The sequence below is a fragment of the Candidatus Polarisedimenticolaceae bacterium genome (genome assembly GCA_036376135.1).
GTDB lineage: Bacteria > Acidobacteriota > Polarisedimenticolia > Polarisedimenticolales > DASRJG01 > DASVAW01.
In genome coordinates, this window is sequence record DASVAW010000057.1 from 26720 (window position 1) to 48087 (window position 21368).

Consider the following 21368-nt stretch of genomic DNA (forward strand, 5'->3'; position numbering starts at 1 on the left):
GCTACCGCCCCAGCCCCTCCGTCCAGTGCTGCACGAGGGTGACCGGCTCGACGTCCTGCTGCTCGACCGGTCGGTTCACGAGGATGCGCCGCCCGTCCGGGGCGAGGTCGTAGTGCATCCCGACCGCCTGGCGCAATCTCGGGTCGACCAGCCGGCGGGGCACGGAGGCCGAGAACTCGGGAGCGGTCCGCAGCGAGGCCACCATCAGCTTGTCGTCCGAGGACTGGTAGACGATCTCCGTTCCGTCGCGGGTGAAGCGCGGGCGCGTCCCGCCTTCCGTCGAGATCTGCCACTTCCCCCCTTCGGCGCCCAACGCCTGGACGTACACCTCGTTCTGCCCCGACTCGTTGGAGAAGTAGGCGAGCCAGCGCCCGTCGGGGGAGATCACCGGCACGAGCTCGTTGAACGGGGTCTCGAGGAACGGGCGCGCCTTCCCGCTCGCGACGTCGAGCAGCGAGATGTCCCACAACGTGCGCCTGCCCACGTTGTTGGTCATGAGCGTGGCGGTCTTCCCGTCGGCGGTGAAGGCGTGGAGGAGCGTCGTCTCCGGGTCGGCGTACACCAGCTCGTCGGCCCCCGTTCCGGAGCTCGATTTCCGGTAGACGTCCCCGCGTCCCTGCCGGTTCGAGGTGAAGTAGACCCAGCGGTCGTCCGGCGACCAGGTCGGCGTCGATTCGTCCCCCGCGTCGAACGTCAGGCGCGTCGAGGTGCCGCGCTCGAGGTCGAGCACCCAGATGTCCGACTTCTGCGACTTGGGGTCGAGCGCGGCCACGGCGACGCGCCGGCCGTCGTGCGAGAGGGCGATCCCCCGGTAATCGCCGGGTTTCCCGGCGTTCCCCAGCTCGCGGCCCTCCCGATCCACCCAGGCGAGCTGGGAGAGCGTCGAGGTCGCGCCGGCCTGGAAGGCGAGCAGGCCGTCGTCCGAGACGCTGCACGGCGTCTCCCAGCGCGACGTGCGCCCCATGTTCTCCGCGACCGGCACCGCCTCGCCGACGAGCTCGAGTTTCGCCTCGTCCAGGCGCTGCGCGAGCAGCGTGCGATCGCGAAGGAACAACACGTGTCCCGACGGGGCGTAGCGCGCGGAGGCGTTCGTGCCGATCAGCCGCTTTCTCTCCTTCGACGCCGTCGAGCCCACGTAGAGGAGGAACCCGTCCTGGGAGCCTTCCCGCTCCTGGCGGCCCTCCGAAAGGAAAAGGAAGTGCACGCCGTCCCCCAGGAAGTCCGGATGGCGATGCGAGATCTCGCCGTCGGCCGCGTCGAGCGCGGTCACCGGGACGGGCGTCCCGCCGCCCGCGGGCACCTTGTAGATGGGGTCGGAGGTCGACGGCGTGAAGACGATCGTCCCGTCCGTGCTCCACGAACCGCCGCGGCCGGCGGCGGCGTCGGCCAGCGCCTGGGGAGGCCCGCCGTTCGAGTCGATCTTCTTGAGCTTTCCCCCCGCGAAGAACCCGAGGAACCGGCTGTCGGGCGACCAGAAGGGATGGGTGGCCCCCTCGGTCCCGGCCAGCGGCTGCGCGGTGAGCGCGTCGAGGGCCCGGACCCACAACACGTCCTTCGCCTCCGCGTTGCGTGCGATGAAGGCGATGCGGCGCCCGTCCGGGGACAACGTCCCCACCCCCGAGGTCACCTCGAACCTCGTGCCGTCGGGCGGGAGCAGCGACGAGCGGACCACGCGCGGCGGAGCGACCCGCGATTGCATCACCGCGGCGGTGGCGAGGATCGCGACGGCGGCCGTGACGGCGTGGAACGTCCACGCCAGGCGCGTCCTCACCTTCCGCTTCGCGGCGATCGGGGCCGCTTCGCCCGCACGCGAGCCCGCGGCGACGAGGAAGCGCAACTGGTCGGCGAGATCGCGCGTGGTCTGCCAGCGGTCGTCGGGGTCCTTTTCGAGGCACTTCTTGATCAGGTGGTCGAGGGCCGGGGGGGTGAGCGGCGCGACCGCGCTGAGCGGCTGCGGCGATCCCGAGACGATCGCGGCGATCAGCGAAGTGCGGGTCTTCCCTTCGAAGGCGGCACGCCCCGTCGCCATCTCGTACAGGAGCGCACCGAACGCGAAGATGTCGGTGCGGGCGTCGGCCTCGAGCCCCTCGAGCTGCTCGGGGGCCATGTACTGGAACGTTCCGAGAATCGTCCCCGCCTCCGTCAGCGGCTTGTGCATCGTCGGGCTGTCCGGGCTCGCGGGGGCCGTCGAGCCCCCCGTGACGAGCGGTCCGGACTTCGCGAGGCCGAAGTCGAGGAGCTTCGCCCCCGACTTCGTGAGCATCACGTTTCCCGGTTTCAGGTCCCGGTGGACGATCCCGCGACGGTGGGCGGCGTCGAGGGCGGAGGCGATCTCGATCCCGTGGCGCAACACCTGCTCGATCGCGAGCGGCCCGCGGCGCAGACGATCGCCGAGCGACTCGCCCTCGATCAGCTCCATCACGAGGAAGTCCAGTCCCCCCTCGTGTCCGACGTCGAAGAGGCTGCAGACGTGGGGGTGGCTCAGTTGCGAGATCGTCTGCGCCTCGCGCTCGAACCTCTCCTTGAGCTCCGGGTTCGCGGCGAAGTCCGCGGGAAGGACCTTCACGGCGACTTCGCGTCCGAGTCGCGTGTCCCGTGCGCGGTAGACCTCTCCCATCCCGCCGGCGCCGATCGGCGCGACGATCTCGTACGGACCCAGGCGGGTCCCGGCGGACAGGCTCATGGCGAGAATCCCCCCTCAGGAATGCGGGGGGTAGTCTACCGGGGAACGTCCGCGGCGGGAGCGATTCGATCGAGCATCTCGATCAGCGCACGGTAGTCGCTGCGGCATCCGTCATGCGCGGGCCCCCCTCCGTCCTCGTGGTACTCCCCGCCGGGGTGCACGAATCGAATCGCGCCTTCCCCGTCGAGCACCCACGTGATGGAGGTCCACGGCGCGTCGTTCAGATCCTGCCACCAGGCGCGCACCAGGCTCCAGTCCTCGTCGACCGCGACCGGGAAGGTCACGCCGAGCGATCTCACGAAGGCGGCGACGTCCGCCGAGGCCGTCGGAGCCGGCGGCTTCGGGTGATAGACGCCGAGGATCGTGACGCGGTCGCCGTAGCGCTCGTGCATTCGTTGCAGCGTCGGCATCGTGGACGCGCAGAAGGGGCACTCGTTCGTGAAGCTGCGGATCACGACGACCCGCCCCTCGAGCGACGCGAGGGTGCGCGGCTTCCCGTCCAGCCAGCGCAGCGCCGGGAGCGCCGGCGCCGCCATCCCCACGAGCTTCGCCGCGGCGGCCTGGTCCCCCCGGCCGATCGGCCCGGGGCGAGAGACCGCCTTCGCGGGATCGGTCGTCGGGAGCGCTCCGGCCGCGGCCGCGAGGGCGTAGAGAAGGGCGGCGAGGGACGGGGCGAGGGGCTGCATTCGCCGAGGATAACCCGATGCGTCGTCAGGGCATCGCCAATCCGTCGCGCCGCTTCTCCTGCAGCAACGGCGTGAACAGGACGTCGTTCACCGTCGTCCCCGTCGCCCCTTGCAGCACGAAGTTCTGATTCACGTCGAAGTCGACCACGACGATCGTGATCTCCCCCGGGTCGGCGTCGATCGGAGTCGCGAGCTGGACCTTGATCCCCGATTGCATGCCGCTGGGCACCTTCAGGCTGCGGAAGTTGGTGCCGTCCTCGAAGGTCAGCCCCGGAACGAGGGTGACGTCGGCCGATTCGACCACCAGGCGCAGCTGGCCGTAGGTTCCGGCGGGGACCACACGGTCGGCGAGCAGGGCCTCGACGCCGTTCCGGAGGTCGAGGAGGTCGTAGGTCACCGACGGATCGCCCGCCGGCATGACGTCGACGTGCGGGCCGGCGTCCGAGGTGAGATAAACCCGCGAGATCGTCACGTTCGCGGATTCGATGGAGTCCGAAGGAGCGTCGGTGAGCAACACCCGCACCTGGGAGCTCCCCCCCGTGACCTCGTTCGTGCCGCTGCACCCCACGAGGCCTGTGGTAAGAACGACCGTCCCGAGCAAGAAGAACACGGCAAGACGCGGGACCGACATGGGCCACCTCCTCGAGTTCGTGGTGAGGGGAATATCCTGCGATCCGCGTGCCAGCGGGGGATTTGCGTGCGCCGGCTCAGCGCTTCGTCGCGAGGCGCCAGAACTGCTTCTCGTTCAGTAAGACGATTTTCTGGCCTTTCTCGCGGAGGCGCTTGATCTCCATGAGCTTGAGGCCGGCCTCGCGCCCTGCGGCCTGCAGGGGGTTGGGGCGCCCGCGCACGACCACGCTCGTCTTCGCCGAGGGGCCGCCGTGCACGATCGCCCCCGCCCGCTTCGCGGCCTCGGCCGCGTCGCTTCGCGGCTTGCTGAGGATCCCGGTGAAGGCGAGGTGCACCCCCCGGAGCGACCGCAGCGCGCCCGAGCGCAGCGGGGCGGGGCTGCGCTGGAGCGCCTCGATGAGCTCGCCCGCGCTCTCGTAGCGCTTGCGCCGCTCGCCGATGCACCGGTGCACGATCTCCTTCAGCGGGTCGCTGCAGTCGAGGTGGCGGACCTCGCCGGTGCGGATGCGCTTGGAGGCGTCCCCCTTCACCAGCATCGCGAGGAGCTGGCCGACCTGGTAGACGTCGTCGCGCGCCTGCCACTTGGGGACCGCCCCCGCCACGATCTCGCTCGGTGCCATCGCGGGGTTGAGCGTGCGCGCGGGAAGCCCGCGGCGGTCGCTCATCGAGCGCACGATCCCGAAGTCGCCGAGCTTGAGGCGCCGGTCGTCGCAGACGAAGACGTTCATCGGAGTGAGGTCGCGATGGAGGAGCTCGCCCCGGTGCAGCTTTCCGAGGACCTCGAGGATCCCGGCGATCTCGCGTCGGGCGGTGCGCTCGGGCCAGGGTTTCTGCGTCTTGCGCAGGTAGGCGCTCAGGTCGCCGTGGCGCGCGTATTCGAGGGCGAGCGCATACAGCGGACGTTCACGCGGCAACACGAGCGCGAAGCGGTCGTAGACCCGTATCGCGCGCGGGTGCCCCTCGAGCAGCTGGCCGAAATACGCCTCGCGCAGCCAGCCGTCGATGATCGAGCTGACCTTGATGCAGAGGTGCTCGGGGATCTCCTTCGAGCGACCCAGGCGCCTCGAGAGGTAGACCTGACCGAACCCGCCGGAGCCGAGCAGGCGCTCGACTTCGTAGAGCACTCCCGTTTCGGGGCTGTGCAGGACCTGCCCGGCTCTCACCAGCGGCTCCCCGGCTTCGGTCCGCGCCGATCGCCGGGTGCGCGTCGTCGCCTGCGTGGCCCGTCCGTTCACGGGCCCATCATGCCCCAGCTACTTCCTCGCCGGGGTCCTCGTCGCGGCCTTGCCGGGGGACACGCTCGATCCGGCCTCGGGTTTCCCCGGCTGCACCGGGAAGCACGCCCGTTGCCCCTGCGGGGTGCACAGCTGCGTGTCGATCGCGTCCAGTCGCGAGGTCAGGTACGTCGCGAGCAGGTCGATCTGCTGCGCCATCGCGGCGAGGCGGGCCTGGACGTCGTCGAGGGCGGCTTCGGTGTTCCCGGCGGAGATCGCGAGCGCATCGAGGTTCGACTTGAGCTCGGTCGTGCACCGGGTGAGCCGGTCCATCTGCGCGCCGTCGTTCGTGTCCGCGGCGACCTGGAAGCCGTCGTTCACCGCGTTCGCGATCCCGTCGAGGATCGCGAGGACGAGACACCCCGCCTCGCAGTTCCAGCCGAAGGCGTCCTGGTTGCAGACGACCGAGCAGCCGTTGAACGCCGCCCCCGTCACGTTCTTGGCGACCTGCGACGCCTGGAGCGCCACCGGGCCGGGGAAGAGATCGTAGGCGTACTGGTTGCAGTCGAGCGGGGCGCGCGTGGCGGGCATCGCGGCGTACGCCTGACGCATCCGCGCCGTCGTGCGGGTGATCTCGTCCGTCGCCTCGTCGAGGGCGACCGAAAGCTCGTCGATCTCCTGCTCGGCCTCCACCGCCGCCTCGGGGTCGTAGTTGTCCGCGTCGCTCGCCGGCGGCGCCTGGCAGATCTGGACGCACACCTCCTTGTTCCGGCCCTTCGTCTCGCACAGGCCGTCGTCGTCGCCGATCCCGTCGCCGGCGACCTCCTCGCAGACCTCGCCCGCCTCGCACGGCTGGGCGTCGTCTCCCTTCCCGTCGCCGAGCTTCTCCTTGATGTAGCAGTCCTCCTCCGCGGACTTCTGCTTCTTGACCTTCGCGCGGAACAACTGCGCCTGGTGGGCGCGGACCTTCGCGGTCTGCGCGCGCTCGCGGCTCGCGAGCAGCGAGGACACCTGCGCGTCGGAGAAGACCGGCGCGCGGTTCATCGCGCGGCTGGCTCGGTCGAACTCGATCGCCGCGTCGACGTACCGGAACATCGCCGCGTTGGCGTTCTCGGTCTTGCAGTCGATGCGGTCGTTGTACCGCTCCGCCGGGAACTCGGCGTCGCAGTCCCGCTCGACCGGCGGCGCCGCCCAGGCACCCGCCGCGAGCGTCGTGGCGAGGAGGAGGAGGATGAGGATGGGCAGGAATCGGCTGCGCTGCATGACGGCACCTCCCGGGCGCATCGCGCCATCGGACGGGGCCGTGCCACAGGAATACGACCGATCGTTCCCCGCTTCCATGGGGAGTTGTGGTTTTGCCGCAGATCGTTGAATCGTTCAACGGTTGGGACGCTTTCGCCGTATGTGTATTCCGGCCTTCGGGCCGTGGAGAACCGGCGATGCGACGTTTCGTGACCACCGCGTCGATCCTGGCCGTCGTGTCGCTGGCGACGCCCTCGCGCGCGGAGACCGTCCTCGTTCCCGCGGACCGCGACGCCACGCTCATCGAGGATCCCGACGGCGCCCTGGCCAACGGCTCGGGGCCGGTGTTGTTCGCGGGGCGGACGAATCAGGGGGCGGGGAGCGTCCGGCGCGGACTCCTCCGCTTCGACGTCGCGGGATCGCTTCCGCCGAGGGCGATCGTGGAGTCGGTGACCCTCCACCTGACCGCGCTCCCGGGGAACCCCGACCCGTCCCGGTTCCGTCTCTACCGCGTCCTCGAGGATTGGGGGGAAGGCGCCTCGTTCACGACGGGCGGGCGTGGGGCCCCCTCCGAGCCCGGTGACGCGACCTGGCTCCACACCTTCCACGACGACCGGTTCTGGGAGTACGCCGGGGGGCGATTTGTCGGAACGGCAAGCGCCGCGTTCGAGACGGAAGGCCCGGGGGCGTACGCCGTCGCCGGCGATCGCAAGCTGCTCGCGGACACCCGACTCTGGGCCGCGGCGCCGTCGCGGAACTTCGGCTGGATCCTGATCGGGGACGAGACGCGGCCGCAGAGCGTCCAGCCGTTCGCGACCCGCGAGGCCGACGATCCCGGGCAGCCCCCGGTTCTCGAGATCACCTTCCGCGTGGCGGGTGAGCCGCACCCCCGTTGATCGATGTCACGCGGGGGGCGGCGCGATCGAGGCTGCGCGCCGGTACCCTTTCTCCGTAAAGCGGTCGCCGCGTGGTCGGCGCCGTTCTCCGGGGGTCCCGTCATGAGCCGCATCCTTCGCCTCGCCATGGTCGCGGCCTGCTCCGCGAGCGCCGCGTTCGCCGACACCGCGACCCTCTACCCGATCAAGGACAACACCCTCTACGAGCCGATCCAGCAGGACGCGTTCGCGGACAAGAGCGACGGCGCGGGCCCGACGATGTTCACCGGGCGGACCAAGGATGCGCTCAACCAGGCCGGCCAGGCCGCGGTCCGGCGCGCGGTGCTCGAGTTCGACGTGGCGGGGGCGATCCCGGCGGGGGCGACGATCCAGAGCGTCCAGCTCACCATGTACTGCGACAAGGTGAAGGCGAATACCGGCTTCAACGTCACCCTGCACCGGCTGAGCGCCGAATGGGGGGAGGGGACGTCCAACACGGGGAACAGCCAGCAGGGGCGCGGCGAGCCCGCGACGACCAACGACGCGACGTGGCGGCACACCTTCTACCCGAACGCGTTCTGGACGACCCCCGGCGGCGACTACGCGGGGACCGCGAGCGCGACGCGGTCGGTGGGCGCGGTCGGGTCCTACACGTGGGGCTCGACGAGCGGCATGGTCGCCGACGTCCAACTGTGGCTGAACACGCCGTCGCAGAACCACGGCTGGCTGGTGAAGGGACTGGAGACGCAGACGGAGACGGCCAAGCGATTCGGTACCCGCGAGAACGCGACGACGACGTCGCGGCCCAGGCTCGTGATCGACTACACGCCGGCGACGGTGAGCGGCGCCTGCTGCGAGGGGTCGACCTGCTCGATCCGCACCTCGGCGGGATGCGCCGCGGTCTCCGGGACCTACCAGGGGGACGGGACCTCGTGTTCCCCGAACCCGTGCGTGGTGGCCAGCGGGGCGTGCTGCGCGGCGAGCGGCCTGTGTTCGGTCGAGACCCAGGCGGCCTGCCAGGGAGCCGGGGGCACGTACCGGGGAGACGGCTCGACGTGCGGGGCCGTCGAGTGCTCGATCGTGCTCACGCCGTTTCTCGACCCGCTCCCCCGTCCCGCGGTCGCGACGCCGACCTCCGGCCAACCGGGGGGGGCGGCCGGCTACACGCTGACCATGAAGGAGGTGCAGCAGACCCTGCACAGCCAGCTTCCCGCGACGACGGTGTGGGGATTCGACGACGGCACGCACGGCCCCGGTTACCCCGGTCCGACGATCGAGGCGCGGCGGGACCAGCTCGTGACCGTGAACTGGGTGAACGACCTGCGCGTCGGCGGGACCGGCCCTCTGCGGACGACCCACTACCTGGCGGTCGACCAGGACTGCATCATGGGGGCGGAGAACACCGCGAAGACGGTTTTCCACCTGCACGGCGCCCACGTCCGCGAGCAATACGACGGCTACCCGGAGCTCACGTTCCTCCCCGGGTTCGACGCCACGTATGAATACGAGAACCACCAGCAGGCGGGGTACCTCTGGTATCACGACCACGCGCTCGGGATCACCCGACTCAACGTCTACATGGGGCTCGCCGGGCTGTACCTGCTGCGGGATTCGGTCGAAGACGCCGTGAACCTCCCGGTCGGCGAATACGAGGTCCCGCTCGTGATCCAGGACCGCAAGTTCAATCCCGACGGCACGCTGAGTTATCCGTCCGAGTGGATGGACCACTTCTTCGGGGACAAGGCGCTCGTCAACGGGAAGGTGTGGCCCTACCTCGATGTGAAGCGGGGCAAGTACCGGTTCCGCCTGCTCAACGGTTCCGGGTCGCGCGTCTACACGTTGTCGCTGGCGCCTCCGACCGGGACCCTCAACTTCACCGTCATCGGGACCGAAGGCGGGTTGCTGGAGGCGCCGGTCCACGGCGTCGGCCAGCTCACGATCGGCCCCGGGGAGCGCTACGACGTCGTGGTCGATTTCGCCGCCTACGCGAACGGCACCGAGATCCTCCTCACGAACAGCGCGGCGGCGCCTTTCCCCAACGGGACCCCGAGCCTCCCGCAGATCATGAAGTTCCGCGTCGGAAGCCTGGCGGGGGACACGGATCCGCTCCCGGCCACGCTCCGGCCGATCGCGCGGCTGCAGCCCGCGGAGGCGGTGCGCTCGCGGGACTTCCGGCTCAAGACGATGACGGACGGCTGCGGCAACTCGAAGTGGGCGATCAACGACCTCGGCTGGGAGGACATCACGGAGTATCCCGAGCTCGGCACCGTCGAGATCTGGCGCTTCATCAACGACTCCGGCGTCTCGCACCCGATGCACATGCACCTCGTGAACTTCCAGGTCCTCGACCGGGACGGCTTCACGAAGGGGGCCGGGGGTGAGATCATCCCGAACGGGAACCCGCAGGCGCCGCCGGCGGAGGAGAACGGCTGGAAGGACACGGCGATGGTCGCACCGAACGAGATCCTGCGGGTCATCGCGAAGTTCGAGAGCTACAAGGGGCGCTACGCCTACCACTGCCACATCCTCGAGCACGAGGACCACGAGATGATGCGGCAGTTCCAGACGATCCAGTGCGGCGACGCGGTCCTCGACCCGACCGAGGAGTGCGACGACGGCGAGAAGACCTCCCTGAACGGCTGCGACGCCTCCTGCGACGCGGAGGAGTTCGTGACGCTCAGCGGGACCGCCGCGGGGGGCTCCGTCTCCGTGACGGTCGGCGGCGAGGTCGTGACGGTCACGACGACGCCGGGGCAGACCGCCGAGCAGGTCGCCTCCGCCCTCGCCGCGGCGATCAACGCCGACCCGGAGCTCCAGGCGGCGGGGGTCGCCGCGACCGCGGTCGGTCGCCGCGTCGTCACGAACGGCGACGTCACGAACGTCACCCTCGCCGACGCGGGACTCGACGAGGTGCTCGACCTCCGCGTGGAGAAGACGCGCCTGTGGTGGGGGACGATCGGCGGTGCGACGTCCTACGACGTCGTCCGGGGGCGGCTCGATCTGCTCCGAGCCGGCGGCGGCAACTTCGCGGACCCGTTCGTGACCGAGGCGTGTCTCGCCAACGACCGGGCGTCGACGTTCTGGGAGCACACGGAGAATCCCGCGACGGGGCAGTCGATCTGGTACCTCGTCCGGTCCCAGCCGGGGGGAACGTACGACAGCGGGGCGCCGACGCAGTCGGGATCGCGGGACGCGGAGATCGCGGCGTCCGGGCAGGGATGCCCCTGAGCGGGGATCGCGGTCGCGCCCGGACGACGCGGAAGAAGGCGCTGCGGGAAACCTACTTCTTGGTGTAGGTGATCTCCATCATCTTCATTTCTTTGCCGTCCTTGCCGGGGGCGAACATCTCGAAGATCTCCGTATTGGGGCCGGTGGGGCGGCTGACCATGCGCGCGGTGACCGGACCCTTCTTGATGGGGTCGTTCCAGCTCCCCGTGAACTCGCAGCGGTGCTTCGCATCGCACGTGCCGGTGCTGAGCATGATCCCGGTGGACATGCTGTCGGTCCACGTCGACCAGTATTTCCCGCTGACGTTGTCGAAGCCGGTCATCCCGGTGCCGGTGAACGGCATCCCCATCATCGTGCAGTTCATCCGCTCGACGACGACGCGGCCGTCGAGGTCCACGGTGCGGGTGGTCGTGCCCTTCTCCACGTTGGGCGGCGCCTGCGGGTCGCTCCAGCTCTTGACGACGACGTCGTAGTTCCCGGCGCCGGCGGCCAGCAGCTTGTGCGGCTCGCCGGGGGTGCCGGCCTTCATGTAGGCCTCCATCTCCGCCTTCTGCTCGGGGGTCATCTCGGGCATGCCGCCTTCGGGTTGCGCGAGGGCGGCCATGGGGAGGAGCGCGACGATAAACAGGGCGAGGGCGATCTTCGACTTCACGGGGACCTCCTTCGTGGACGGAACGTGGATGCCGAAGATCCTACTCCCTCCGGTGACGGCGGAACCTCCTTCACCGTGCAATTCGTACCGGCTCCCCCGGGGTCGGGCGCGGAACGACGCGCGGCGATGCGGCGGATCGCCGTGGTACGCGGGTTGCTGTGGCCCAGGCCGGGAGGCAGGGTGGGCATCCCGATCAGGGAACGCGAAGGCGGCGCCGAGGTGCTCGATCCGGCGACGGAGCGGGACCTCGCGCTTCGGGCGCGCTCGAGCCGCGAGGCGCGGGACAGGCTGATCCTCGCGAACCTCCACGTCGTCGCCCATGTGGCCCGGGAATACCGGGGGTGGAGCCTCGCCTTCGAGGACCTCTGCCACGAAGGCGTGCTGGGCCTGCTGGAGGCGGTGCGGCGTTTCGAGCCGTCGCGCGGCACGCGGTTCTCGACGTACGCGACGTGGTGGGTCCGGAAACACGTGCTCGCCGCGCTGCACGACCACCCCGCGCCGCTCCGCGTGCCCGATTACCAGCGGCGGCAGGAGCGAAAGGTCGTGCGCGCCGAGCGCGACCTGCGCACCGTCCTCGGCCGCACGCCCCGCCGGGACGAGATCTCGGCGCACATGGCGATCCCGCTCGAGAGCATCGACAGGATGATGCGGGAACGCCCGACTCCGGTGAGCCTCGACGCGCCCCGATCCGACTCCGACGCGTCGACCCTCATCGACCGGCTGGTGGACGCGAGCTCGCCGCCGCCCGATACCGGCCTGATCGCCGAAGAGTCGCGCCGGGCGCTGCTCGACGCGTTCGCGCGCCTTCCGGCGAGGCACCGGTTCGTGATCGGCCGTCGACTGGGAATCGACGGCGCACCGACGCTCACGCTCCAGGAGATCGGCGTGCTGCTCGAGGTGAGCCGCGAGCGTGTCCGGCAGGTGGAGCGGGAAGCGCTGGCGCGCCTTCGCCGGCAGGTGACGCGCTCCCTGCATGCCGCGCGCGGGGCTTGAACCGGGCGCGAATCTCGGGGTTGGAGCGGGCGGGTGACGGCGCTACAGTGACGTCACGGTTTCCCGGAAGGAGGGCGTCATGGGTACGACGGCCCGGCCTTTTTCGCTGTCCCGCCGGATGCCGTTCCGCGTCGGTGCGGCGGTCGAAGGTCGGTTGCTCCGCGCCGTCGCCTCGCGACTCGGGCCGGCCGACGTCCGATTCGCCGTGGGGGCGACGGCCGCATCGGCCTCGCGGAATCCGCCCGTGGCCACCGTGCGTTTCCGCGACCTGCGGACGCTCCTCGCGCTGGCTCTCGATCCCGCCGGCCGATTCGGCGACGCCTACGCCGAGGGTCGCGTCGAGGTCGAAGGCGACCTCGTCGCCGCGATCGAGTCGGTCTACCGCGCGATGGCGACGAAGGGGCGTCCCTCCCTGCTGCGCAGGCTCGGCACGTACGTGCCGCACACGCTGCCGCGCGACCGGCGCTGCGTGCATCACCACTACGACCTCGGGAACGACTTCTACCGGCTCTGGCTCGACGCGCGACTGCTTTACACCTGCGCCTACTTCGAGTCCGAGGCGCAGTCCCTCGAGCAGGCCCAGGTCGCGAAGATGGAGCACGTGTGCCGAAAGCTGGGACTGCGCTCCGGGGAGACCGTGATCGAGGCGGGGTGCGGGTGGGGGGCGCTCGCGCTGCACATGGCCCGGCACCACGGCGTGCGCGTGCGCGCCTACAACGTCTCCTCCGAACAGATCGCCTGGGCCCGGAGGCTCGCGGACGAGGAGGGGCTCTCGGGCCGCGTCGAGTTCCTGCACGAGGATTACCGGCGCATCGACGGGCGCTGCGACGTCTTCGTCTCGGTCGGGATGCTCGAGCACGTCGGACTCGCGAACTACCGCGAGCTGGCGCGGGTCCTCACGCGCACGCTCGACCGGGAGCGCGGTCGCGGCCTGCTCCACTTCATCGGGCGGGACTACCCGCAGCCGCTCGACCCCTGGATCCGTCGGCGCATCTTCCCGGGCGCGTACGCGCCGACCCTCGACGAGGCCTGCCGGGGCGCGCTCGTCCCCGCGGGGATGAGCGTCGTCGACGTCGAGAACCTCCGCCCCCACTACGCCCTCACCCTCCGGCACTGGAGGGAGCGGTACGAGCGCGCCTGTTCCGAGTCGCGCGTCGGATTCGACGAGCGGTTCCGCCGGACCTGGAGGCTCTACCTCGCCGGATCGGAAGCGGCGTTCCGCACCGGCTCGATGCAGCTCTTCCAGGTGGTCTTCGCGCCCTCCGGCGCGAACGGCGCCCCATGGACCCGGGACGCGCTCTACCGTTCCGCGGACGGACTCGTGTGGAACGCGCCGACGTCCTGATCGTCGGAGGAGGGCCCGCCGGCTCCGCGTGCGCCGCCGCGCTGACGAAGGCGGGGCGGGACGTCCTCCTGATCGACGCCGCCGCCTTCCCGCGCGACAAGCCCTGCGCGGGGTGGATCACCCCCGAGGTCCTCGACGAGCTTCCGTTCCCCCTGGCGTCCTACGCCGAGCGCCACGTCGTGCAGCCGATCTCGCGTTTCCGGGTGGGAACGATCGGGGGGCGATGCGTCGACGTGGGTTACGGCGCCCCGGTGAGCTTCGGCATCCGCCGCGTCGAGCTCGACGCCGAGCTGCTTCGGCGATCCGGGGCGAGAGTCGTGGAAGGGGAGCGCGTCCGGCGCGTCGAGCGCCGGGACGGGGCGTGGGTGCTCGACGGGAGATGGAGCGCGTCGACGCTGGTCGGAGCCGGCGGCCACTTCTGCCCGGTCGCCGGGCATCTCGGCGGGACCGCGGACGGGACCCCGGTCGTCGTCGCGCGGGAGGTCGAGTTTCCCCTCGGCCCGGGCGATCGCGAGGGGTGTCGGGTGGAGGAGGACCGGCCGGAGCTCTACTTCTGCCGGGACCTCCGGGGATACGGCTGGTGCTTCCGCAAGGAGGGCTGGCTCAACGTCGGGTTGGGCCGTCTCGATCCCCACGGCCTGCCGGGTCATCTCGACGCCTTCCTCGCGTTCCTTCTCGCGACACGGCGCCTGCGCTCGATTCCGGAGGACGGTTGGCGGGGGCACGCCTACCGCGTCCGCGCGGGCGCGCCGCGACGCCTCTGCGGCGACGGGTTCGTCCTCGTCGGCGACGCCGCCGGACTCGCGTCCCCCGCGAGCGGCGAGGGGATCCTCCCCGCGCTCGTTTCCGGACGCCTGGCCGCGGAGGCGATCCTCGCATCGCGCCTTCGGGAGTACCCGGGCCGGCTCGACCGTGTGCTGGGAGCGCCGGGCTCGACGCGGGTCCTTCCCCGCCGCATCGCGCGGATCGTGGGCCCTCCGCTGTTCGCGATACCTTGGTTCGCGCGCCGCCGGGTTCTCGACCGCGCGTTCCTGCACCGGACCGCGGCGGCGCGAGCCTGACCGAGGAGGAGCCCCATGCCCCGACCGTTCCGCCGTTCCGTCGTCGGTATTCTCGCCACGTGGTTCCTGCGCGGCCTGATCGTCACCGTTCCGATCACGGCGATCGTGGCGGCGGTGTACTGGGTGTTCGTCGAGCTCGACACCTGGATCAACCTCGAGCCGCTGCTCGATCGCCGGGTGCCCGGAGCGGGGATCGTGGCGACGATCGCCGTGATCACCGTGGTCGGCTTCCTCGCGTCGAACTTCGCGACGCGGTGGATCTTCGCCGGGATCGAGGAGCTGCTCGAGCGGACGCCTCTCGTCAAGCTCGTCTACTCGTCGATCAAGGACCTCGTCGGCGCGTTCGTCGGCGAGAAGAAACGGTTCAACCGCCCCGTCCTCGTCGCGCTGACGGCGGGATCGGACGTCGGCACGGTCGGTTTCGTCACGCGCGCCGCGCTCGGGGAGATCGGGCTGCCCGGACACGTCGCGGTCTACGTCCCGCAGGCCTACAACATCGGCGGAAACGTCGTCGTCGTTCCCAAGGAGCGCATCACGCCGCTCGACGCCGATCCCGGCGCCGTCATGACCTTCGTCGTCTCCGGCGGGGTGGCGGGGGAGATCGCGCCCTAGCGGCGAACCCGTGCGAGCGCCCGCCTCGCCGCCTCGTTCTCCGGCTCGAGCCGCAAGGCCTCCTCGAAGTGGCCGGCCGCTTCGCTTCCCCGTCCCTGTTTCGCGAGGAGGACGCCGAGGTTGAGGTGGGCCCCGGCGTCGCGGGGGTTCAGGCGCAACACGGCGAGGAACTCCCCGGCGGCCTCTTCGGCCTTGCCGCCCATGGCCAGCAGGATCCCGAGATTGTTGTGCGCCGCGTCGAATCGCGGGTCGAGCCGGATCGCCTCGCGGTACGCCGCCTCCGCCTGAGCGTACCGGCCCGCTCCGCGCAGCGCGTTGCCGCGGTCGAAGTGCGGGCGGGCCTCGGAGGCCTGCGCGGGGCTCGCGGTCGAGGGCAGGCGCTCGAGCGCCTGCACGATCGAGGCGATCGTCGCGTCGCCGGGTTTCAGCCGCTGCGCCTGGCGGAACGCCGCGATCGCGCCGGCCCGGTCGCCGTCCTTCTGCAGGGCGTCGCCGAGATTGAGCCACGCCTCGAGGTGGCCGGGCCGGTGCTTGAGCGCTTCGCGGAACAGCGCGATCGCCTCACCGAGCTTTCCCCGGGAGGCCGAGGCGACGCCGAGGTTCGAGAGCGCCGCGGCGTATTCGGGGTGGATGCGCCGCGCCGCCTCGAAGTGCGCGACCGCCGCCTCGACCCGTCCCTCGCGCATCCGCACGCCGCCGAGGTTGTTGTGCACGACCGCGTTGTCGGTCGTGACCGCGAGGGTCCGCTCGAACAGCGTCGTGCTGTCGCGCCAGAAACCGATCTGCCGGATCGTCAACGCGGTGCACGCGAGGAGGGCGGTCGCCGCGAGGGCGGCCTTGGGGAGGGGCCGCGCGCCGAGCAGGTCGTGCGCCCCCCAGGCGAGGATCGAGAAGATGCCGATCAGCGGAACGTAGGTATACCGGTCCGCGGAGGACTGCACGCCGACCTGGACGAGACCGATCACCGGGACGAGGGTGCCGAGGTAGAACAACCAGCCGAGCAGGACGTAGGGGGCGCGGCGCCTCGCCCGCCAGGCCGCGATCGTCGCGGCGGCGAGCACCGCCGGCGCCCCCACGATCTTCCATGCCGGGATCGACGCCGGAAGCGGGTAGAGCACGCCGAGATCGACCGGCCAGCACATCCGGAGCGGATAGGTGACGTACGCGACGGCGGCGTTGGCCGCGCGTGCGGCGAAGGGCAGGGCGTCGAGGTCGGAGACGGCACCCCCCGCGCGCTGGACGAGCCAGGTCACGAGCGACGAGGCGGCCGCCAGCGCGAACAGCGGCGCCTTCTCGGCAAGGTTCCATCGCTTCAGCGGTCCGGCGTCGAGCAGGAGCAGCACGAACGGGAGGGTGACGAGCATGGGCTTCGCCAGGAGGCTCAAGGCGAACAGGGACGCAACGAGGACGCGGCCTGCGGTCGTGGGGCTGGCGACCCTGCGCAGGTAGGCGAGCACGGTGAGCAGGCCGAACAGCGTGCTCAACACGTCCTTGCGCTCGGAGGCCCAGGCGACGGACTCGACGTGCAGCGGGTGCAGGGCGAACAGCGCCGCGACGAACGCGCTCCGCCACACCGTTCCCGTCAGCGCGTGGAGCACGAGCAGGAGCAGGGCGGCGTTGAGGGCGTGGATCCCCGCCGACACGAGGTGGTGGCCCGAGGGGTCGACGCCGAAAAACGTGACGTCGAGCGCGTGGGAGAGCCAGGTGAGGGGATGCCAGTTGCTCTCCTCGCCGCTGGTGAACGCCCACGCGACGGTGTCGAGGGTCAACCCGCCGCGGACGTGCGCGTTCTGCGTGATGTACGCGGGATCGTCGTAGTCCACGAACCCGTTGCGGGCGACGCCGGCGTAGACGCCGAGGGTCAGGAGCGAGAGCAGGGCGGCGAGGATCGCGGGTCGGCTCACGGGAGCGCCGAGTCTACCCGCGGTCGGCGTCCTTCGCCGCATCCGGCGTCGGTCCGGTCGGGACCTCGGCGTGGATGGTCGTCCCCTTGCCGCGCAGCGATTCGATCCGCAGGCTGCCGCCGACCATCTCCATGCGTTCCTTCATGCCGAGCAGGCCGAGGTGCGTGCCCTTCGGCGAGTGCGTCACGCGTTTCGCCGGGAACGACTTCCCGTCGTCGGCGATCGTCATCGAAACGAGCTTCGCCGTCTTCCGGATCGTCACGTCCACGCGGCTCGCGTTCGCATGGCGGGTGACGTTGGTCAGCGCCTCGTGCGCGACGCGATAGAGGACCGTCCTCAGGGAGATGGCGAGCTGTTCGGTCGACGCGGGGGCCGTCAGGCGGGTGCGCAGCCCGTACTGCTTCGAGAGCTCCTTCATGAAGGCGTGAAGGGCGGGGATCAGCCCCAGGTCGTCCAGGAGGGTCGGTCGCAGCTCCCGGGCGAACCGACGGACGATCTCCACGGAAGCTTCGACCCGTCGCCGCGTCTCGGCGATCTTGCGGCGCAGGGTCCGAGGGTCGGCGGTCACGTGCCGGGCGAGGTTCGCGAGCTGGAGGTTGATCGTGACGAGGGTCTGGGCGATCTCGTCGTGAAGCTCGCGGCTGATGCGCTTGCGTTCCTCCTCCTGCGCGTGGAGGATCTGGTGGGACAGGTGTCGCAACTGCTGCTGCAGGTGTCGCGACTGTTCCAGCAGGCGGCCGAGCTGCCGCTCGCTGGCCTGCAGGGCCTTCTCGACCTTTCGCCGTCGCTCGATCTCCCGCTTCAGCCCGACGTTCGTTGCGGCCAGGGCGTCCAGGCGGCGCTGCGTATCCGCGGCCTCCCTGCGTGCGGTGATGTCGGCGAACACGAGCCGGCACGAGGTCCCCGTGCCGTCGGGGCCGGCCGCGGCCGTCGCGCGGAAGCTCGCCCAGAACCCCCCGCCCCCCTCCTTGCGCACCTGCGCCTCCCAGGTCGTCTCGTCGGACGCCTCGAGGGCGCGCTTCAGGAACGCGACGAAGTCGGAACGGTTCTCCGGAGCCACGAACGAGTCCAGGCGTCGCCGGATCAACCGGGATCGCACGACGCCGAGCAGGGCGGCGCCCGTGAGGTTGGCCTCCAGGATCGCGCCCGTGCCGGCGATCGTGAGGTATCCCACGGGGGCGAAGTCGTAGAGGTCGATGGAACGCGCCAGCGCATCCTCGAGCTGGTTCCGGACGCGGAACAGCTCGGCGTTCTGCATCTCGAGCTCGATCTGGTGCACTTCGAGCTCGTGGAAGATCCGCTGCGCGTTCGGGTCGGGGTCGGAGGTCCGGTGGGCGTTTCGCTCCCGCAGGCGCGCTTCGGCGCGGCGGCGAAGCTCCGCCGGATCGTCGGCGAGGCTGCGTGCCGCCGGCTTGCCGCCGCCGCTACTTCTTGCGGGGCGTCGCGGGGTTCGTTTCGCCATTCCGGGTTCCTCTGCGTTCGATCTCCGCGGTCTGCCGGGCGACGTGTTCCTCCAGGCCGGCCTGCCTCGCCCGGAGTTGTGCCTCCAGGGTCTTGGCCACCGTGATGTCCGTGAAGGTGATCACCACGCCGTCGATGCGGTCGTCCAGAGTCCGGTACGGCATGATCCGCACGTTGAACCACCGCCCGTCTCGGGTCTCGACCGGTCGCTCCGCGAATCCCAGCTTGCGCAAGACCTCGCGCGCGTCCGAGGTCAACTCCGGGTAGAGGACGTCGGAGGCGAGGTCGGTGATGGGCCGTCCCACGTCTCCGGGAATGAGCTTGATCAGGGTCGTCGCCTGGAGGGTGAACCGGCGCACCTGGAGGTCGTTGTCCAGGAACAGCGTCGCGATGTCCGTGCTGTTGAGCAGGTTCTTCATGTCGTTGTTGGACCGGGACAACTCGTCGACCTTGGCCTGCAGCTCGACGTTGACCGTCTGGAGCTCCTCATTGAGCGACTGCATCTCCTCCTTGGAGGTCGTGAGCTCCTCGTTCGTGGACTGCATCTCCTCGTTGGCGGACTGCATCTCCTCGTTGGCGGACCGGAGCTCCTCCTGCGAGGTCTGCATCTCCTCCCGGGTGGTCTGCAGCTCCATGCAGACCTGCTGGTGCTTCCGTTCCAGGGCCGCCAGTCGGGCCACGTGGGTCGAGTGCGTCCCGCGTTTCCCGGCTCGCGGGGTCGCCGGGCTCTCCGGCTTCGCGGCGACGTCGGTGAACACGATCATCACGAGCCCCTTCAGCGGCTCCGGTTCCTCGAGGCGCCGGACCGTGAGGTCGACGAGGTGTTCCTCCGCCTGGATCGCGAACCGGAGGGCCTTGAGCGCCACGGTACCGTTCTGCCGGAGCACCCGGTAGAACGCCTGGGTCAGCTCATGGCGCAGGCCCTCGCGGGCCATGACGAAGATGTTCCAGTTGGCCTTGCCGGCCGCCGGCTCGAGGTATTTCCCCGTCCGTCCGCTGATGTAGAGGATGTCGCCCTTGTCGTTGACGAGCACCGCGGGGGGGGCGTACTGATCCAGGATCACCTGATCGGCCAGACCCTGGAGAGTCGGCGGCGGCGTCCCTCCACGGCGCGCGGCGGTCCCGGCGGGCACCGGGGGGGCGAAGGTCAGGGGAAACTCCAGAGGCTCGGTCCGCGCGGTGGACTCGGCTCGCCGGTAGAGCCTCGACTTCCCGCCGAGGGAGGTGAACAGATCGGTGAATCCGCCGACCGTCTCGGCGCTGCCGAGGAACAGGATGCCGCCGGGGGTGAGGCTGTAGTGGAACAGCGGGATGAGCTTCTTCTGCAGTTCCGGGGCGAGGTAGATCAGCAGATTGCGGCAGCTCAGGAAGTCGAGCTTCGTGAACGGCGGATCCATGACGACGCTCTGCGGGGCGAATACGACGAGCTCCCGGATCTCCGCGCCGACGCGATAGCCGCCCTCGACCTTGGTGAAGAACCGGTTCAGCCGAGTTTGCGAGACGTCGGCGGCGATGTTCTCCGGATAGGCTCCGTGGCGGGCCTTGTCGATCGCGTCCTTGTCCAGGTCGGTCGCGAAGACGCTCAGTGTGAACTTCCTCGGCGGCTTGACCTTGGCCATGGCTTCCTTGAACACCATGGCCAGGGAATAGGCCTCCTCCCCGGTGGAGCACCCGGGAACCCACGCCCGCAGCGCGTGACCGGACGGCCGCGAGGCGAGGAGCGTGGGGAGGACGCTCGTCCGCAGCTGCTCCCAGGCGGCGCCGTCACGGAAGAAACTCGTCACCCCGATCAGCAGCTCCTTGAACAGCAGGTCCAGCTCGCGCGGGTTCTCCTGGAGGTAGCGGACGTAGGCCGCGATCCTGTCGATCTGGTGGATACCCATCCGGCGCTCGATCCGCCGGTGGAAGGTGTTCTTCTTGTAGAGCGAGAAGTCGTGGCCGGTGTGGGCGCGCAGCAGGATGATCGCCTTGTCGAGGGCGCTCTGTGCCTGGTCACCGAGCCCCGCTTCGGCGGCGTGGACGAGGGGCGCACGCGTCAGGTAGGCGGCGATCCTCCCGGGCAGCTCGTCCACGGGGGCCACGATGTCCGCCACCCCCGCGTCGATCGCGCTGCGCGGCATGCCGTCGAACTTGGCGGTCGCCGGATCCTGGACCAGAGCCAGCCCCGCCTTCTCCTTGATGGCTCGCAGTCCCAGCGTGCCGTCGGAGCCCATCCCGGAGAGGATGACGGCGATGCTGTGCTCCTGGCGGTCCTGCGCGAGGGAGCGGAGGAAGAAGTCGATCGGAAGGCGCAGGCCGCGGGGAGTCGCCGGCTCGAGCAGGTGCAGGACACCGTGCAGGAGGGACATGTCCTTGTTCGGGGGGATGACGTAGACCCGGTTCGGCTGGACCAGGGTGCGATCTCGGACCTGGATCACTTTCATCCCGGTGGCCCGCTGCAGCAGCTCGGGCATGAGGCCCTTCCGCGTCGGGTCCAGGTGCTGGACGATCACGAATGCCATGCCGCTTCCCGTCGGCACGTGCGAGAGGAAATGCTCCAGCGCTTCCAGCCCCCCGGCGGAGGCGCCGACGCCGACGATGGGGAACGGGCGGGCTGCGGCGGGGGGCGACGCCTTCGGGCGCGGGGGAGCGGCCGGCTTCTTCCGTCTGCGCGTCGCGGGAGGTTTCTTCTTCATGCGGTCGTTGCCCCACGGTTCGTCGCGTGCCGTCCGCGATTCGGGACTTTCGCCGGGCAGTCTACTCCCGCTACGGGAGGGGGACTCGCTACGGCTTCCAGGAGGGG

Annotated in this window: 15 protein-coding genes; 6 read left to right on the forward strand and 9 right to left on the reverse strand. The window is 70.4% G+C overall.

The window, feature by feature from the left end:
* Window position 1: 1 nt before the first annotated feature.
* The 5 genes from VF139_05370 to VF139_05390 all read right to left on the reverse strand — a co-directional run bounded on the left by VF139_05370 (window position 2) and on the right by VF139_05390 (window position 6476).
* Window positions 2–2683, reverse strand: a complete 2682-nt coding sequence (locus VF139_05370; GenBank protein HEX6850819.1) for a protein kinase — start codon at window positions 2681–2683, stop codon at window positions 2–4.
* A gap of 35 nt (window positions 2684–2718) precedes the next feature.
* A complete protein-coding gene (locus VF139_05375) occupies window positions 2719–3369 on the reverse strand; it encodes a TlpA disulfide reductase family protein (GenBank protein ID HEX6850820.1) in 651 nt (216 codons plus the stop codon).
* Window positions 3370–3394: 25 nt separating this feature from the next.
* The gene (locus tag VF139_05380) at window positions 3395–4000 is read right to left on the reverse strand and encodes a DUF4382 domain-containing protein (protein HEX6850821.1); all 606 of its coding nucleotides are present in this window, start codon (window positions 3998–4000) and stop codon (window positions 3395–3397) included.
* 76 nt (window positions 4001–4076) lie between these two features.
* Complete coding sequence (locus tag VF139_05385) at window positions 4077–5234, reverse strand: protein kinase (GenBank protein HEX6850822.1); 1158 nt, start codon at window positions 5232–5234, stop codon at window positions 4077–4079.
* A gap of 18 nt (window positions 5235–5252) precedes the next feature.
* Window positions 5253–6476 carry a hypothetical protein gene (locus VF139_05390; protein HEX6850823.1) on the reverse strand — a complete coding sequence of 408 codons (1224 nt, stop codon included), beginning with the start codon at window positions 6474–6476 and terminating at the stop codon, window positions 5253–5255.
* Between the two features lie 176 nt (window positions 6477–6652).
* On the opposite strand from VF139_05390, the gene VF139_05395 reads away from it, so the two are divergent.
* Both VF139_05395 and VF139_05400 read left to right on the forward strand, forming a co-directional pair.
* Window positions 6653–7351: a DNRLRE domain-containing protein gene (locus tag VF139_05395; GenBank protein ID HEX6850824.1), complete on the forward strand. Its 699-nt coding sequence runs from the start codon at window positions 6653–6655 to the stop codon at window positions 7349–7351.
* 102 nt (window positions 7352–7453) lie between these two features.
* The gene (locus VF139_05400) at window positions 7454–10558 is read left to right on the forward strand and encodes a multicopper oxidase domain-containing protein (GenBank protein HEX6850825.1); all 3105 of its coding nucleotides are present in this window, start codon (window positions 7454–7456) and stop codon (window positions 10556–10558) included.
* Window positions 10559–10610: 52 nt separating this feature from the next.
* Here VF139_05400 and VF139_05405 read toward each other — a convergent pair whose 3' ends face one another.
* Window positions 10611–11210 carry a DUF1579 family protein gene (locus VF139_05405; GenBank protein ID HEX6850826.1) on the reverse strand — a complete coding sequence of 200 codons (600 nt, stop codon included), beginning with the start codon at window positions 11208–11210 and terminating at the stop codon, window positions 10611–10613.
* Window positions 11211–11390: 180 nt separating this feature from the next.
* On the opposite strand from VF139_05405, the gene VF139_05410 reads away from it, so the two are divergent.
* From VF139_05410 to VF139_05425, 4 genes are all read left to right on the forward strand, one after another.
* A complete protein-coding gene (locus VF139_05410; GenBank protein ID HEX6850827.1) occupies window positions 11391–12203 on the forward strand; it encodes an RNA polymerase sigma factor RpoD/SigA in 813 nt (270 codons plus the stop codon).
* A 79-nt stretch (window positions 12204–12282) separates the two neighbouring features.
* Window positions 12283–13548, forward strand: a complete 1266-nt coding sequence (locus tag VF139_05415) for a cyclopropane-fatty-acyl-phospholipid synthase family protein (protein ID HEX6850828.1) — start codon at window positions 12283–12285, stop codon at window positions 13546–13548.
* Window positions 13527–14609, forward strand: a complete 1083-nt coding sequence (locus tag VF139_05420) for an FAD-dependent oxidoreductase (protein ID HEX6850829.1) — start codon at window positions 13527–13529, stop codon at window positions 14607–14609. Before VF139_05415 ends, VF139_05420 begins: the two co-directional genes overlap by 22 nt.
* 15 nt (window positions 14610–14624) lie before the next feature.
* Window positions 14625–15221, forward strand: a complete 597-nt coding sequence (locus VF139_05425; protein HEX6850830.1) for a DUF502 domain-containing protein — start codon at window positions 14625–14627, stop codon at window positions 15219–15221.
* Here VF139_05425 and VF139_05430 read toward each other — a convergent pair.
* Genes VF139_05430 through VF139_05440 form a run of 3 tightly spaced genes read right to left on the reverse strand, consistent with a single transcriptional unit; the run spans window position 15218 to window position 21261 of the window.
* A complete protein-coding gene (locus tag VF139_05430) occupies window positions 15218–17125 on the reverse strand; it encodes a tetratricopeptide repeat protein (protein HEX6850831.1) in 1908 nt (635 codons plus the stop codon). The genes VF139_05425 and VF139_05430 overlap by 4 nt on opposite strands.
* A gap of 13 nt (window positions 17126–17138) precedes the next feature.
* A complete protein-coding gene (locus VF139_05435; protein ID HEX6850832.1) occupies window positions 17139–18587 on the reverse strand; it encodes a histidine kinase in 1449 nt (482 codons plus the stop codon).
* Complete coding sequence (locus VF139_05440; GenBank protein HEX6850833.1) at window positions 18550–21261, reverse strand: chemotaxis protein CheB; 2712 nt, start codon at window positions 21259–21261, stop codon at window positions 18550–18552. Before VF139_05440 ends, VF139_05435 begins: the two co-directional genes overlap by 38 nt.
* Window positions 21262–21368: the final 107 nt, after the last annotated feature.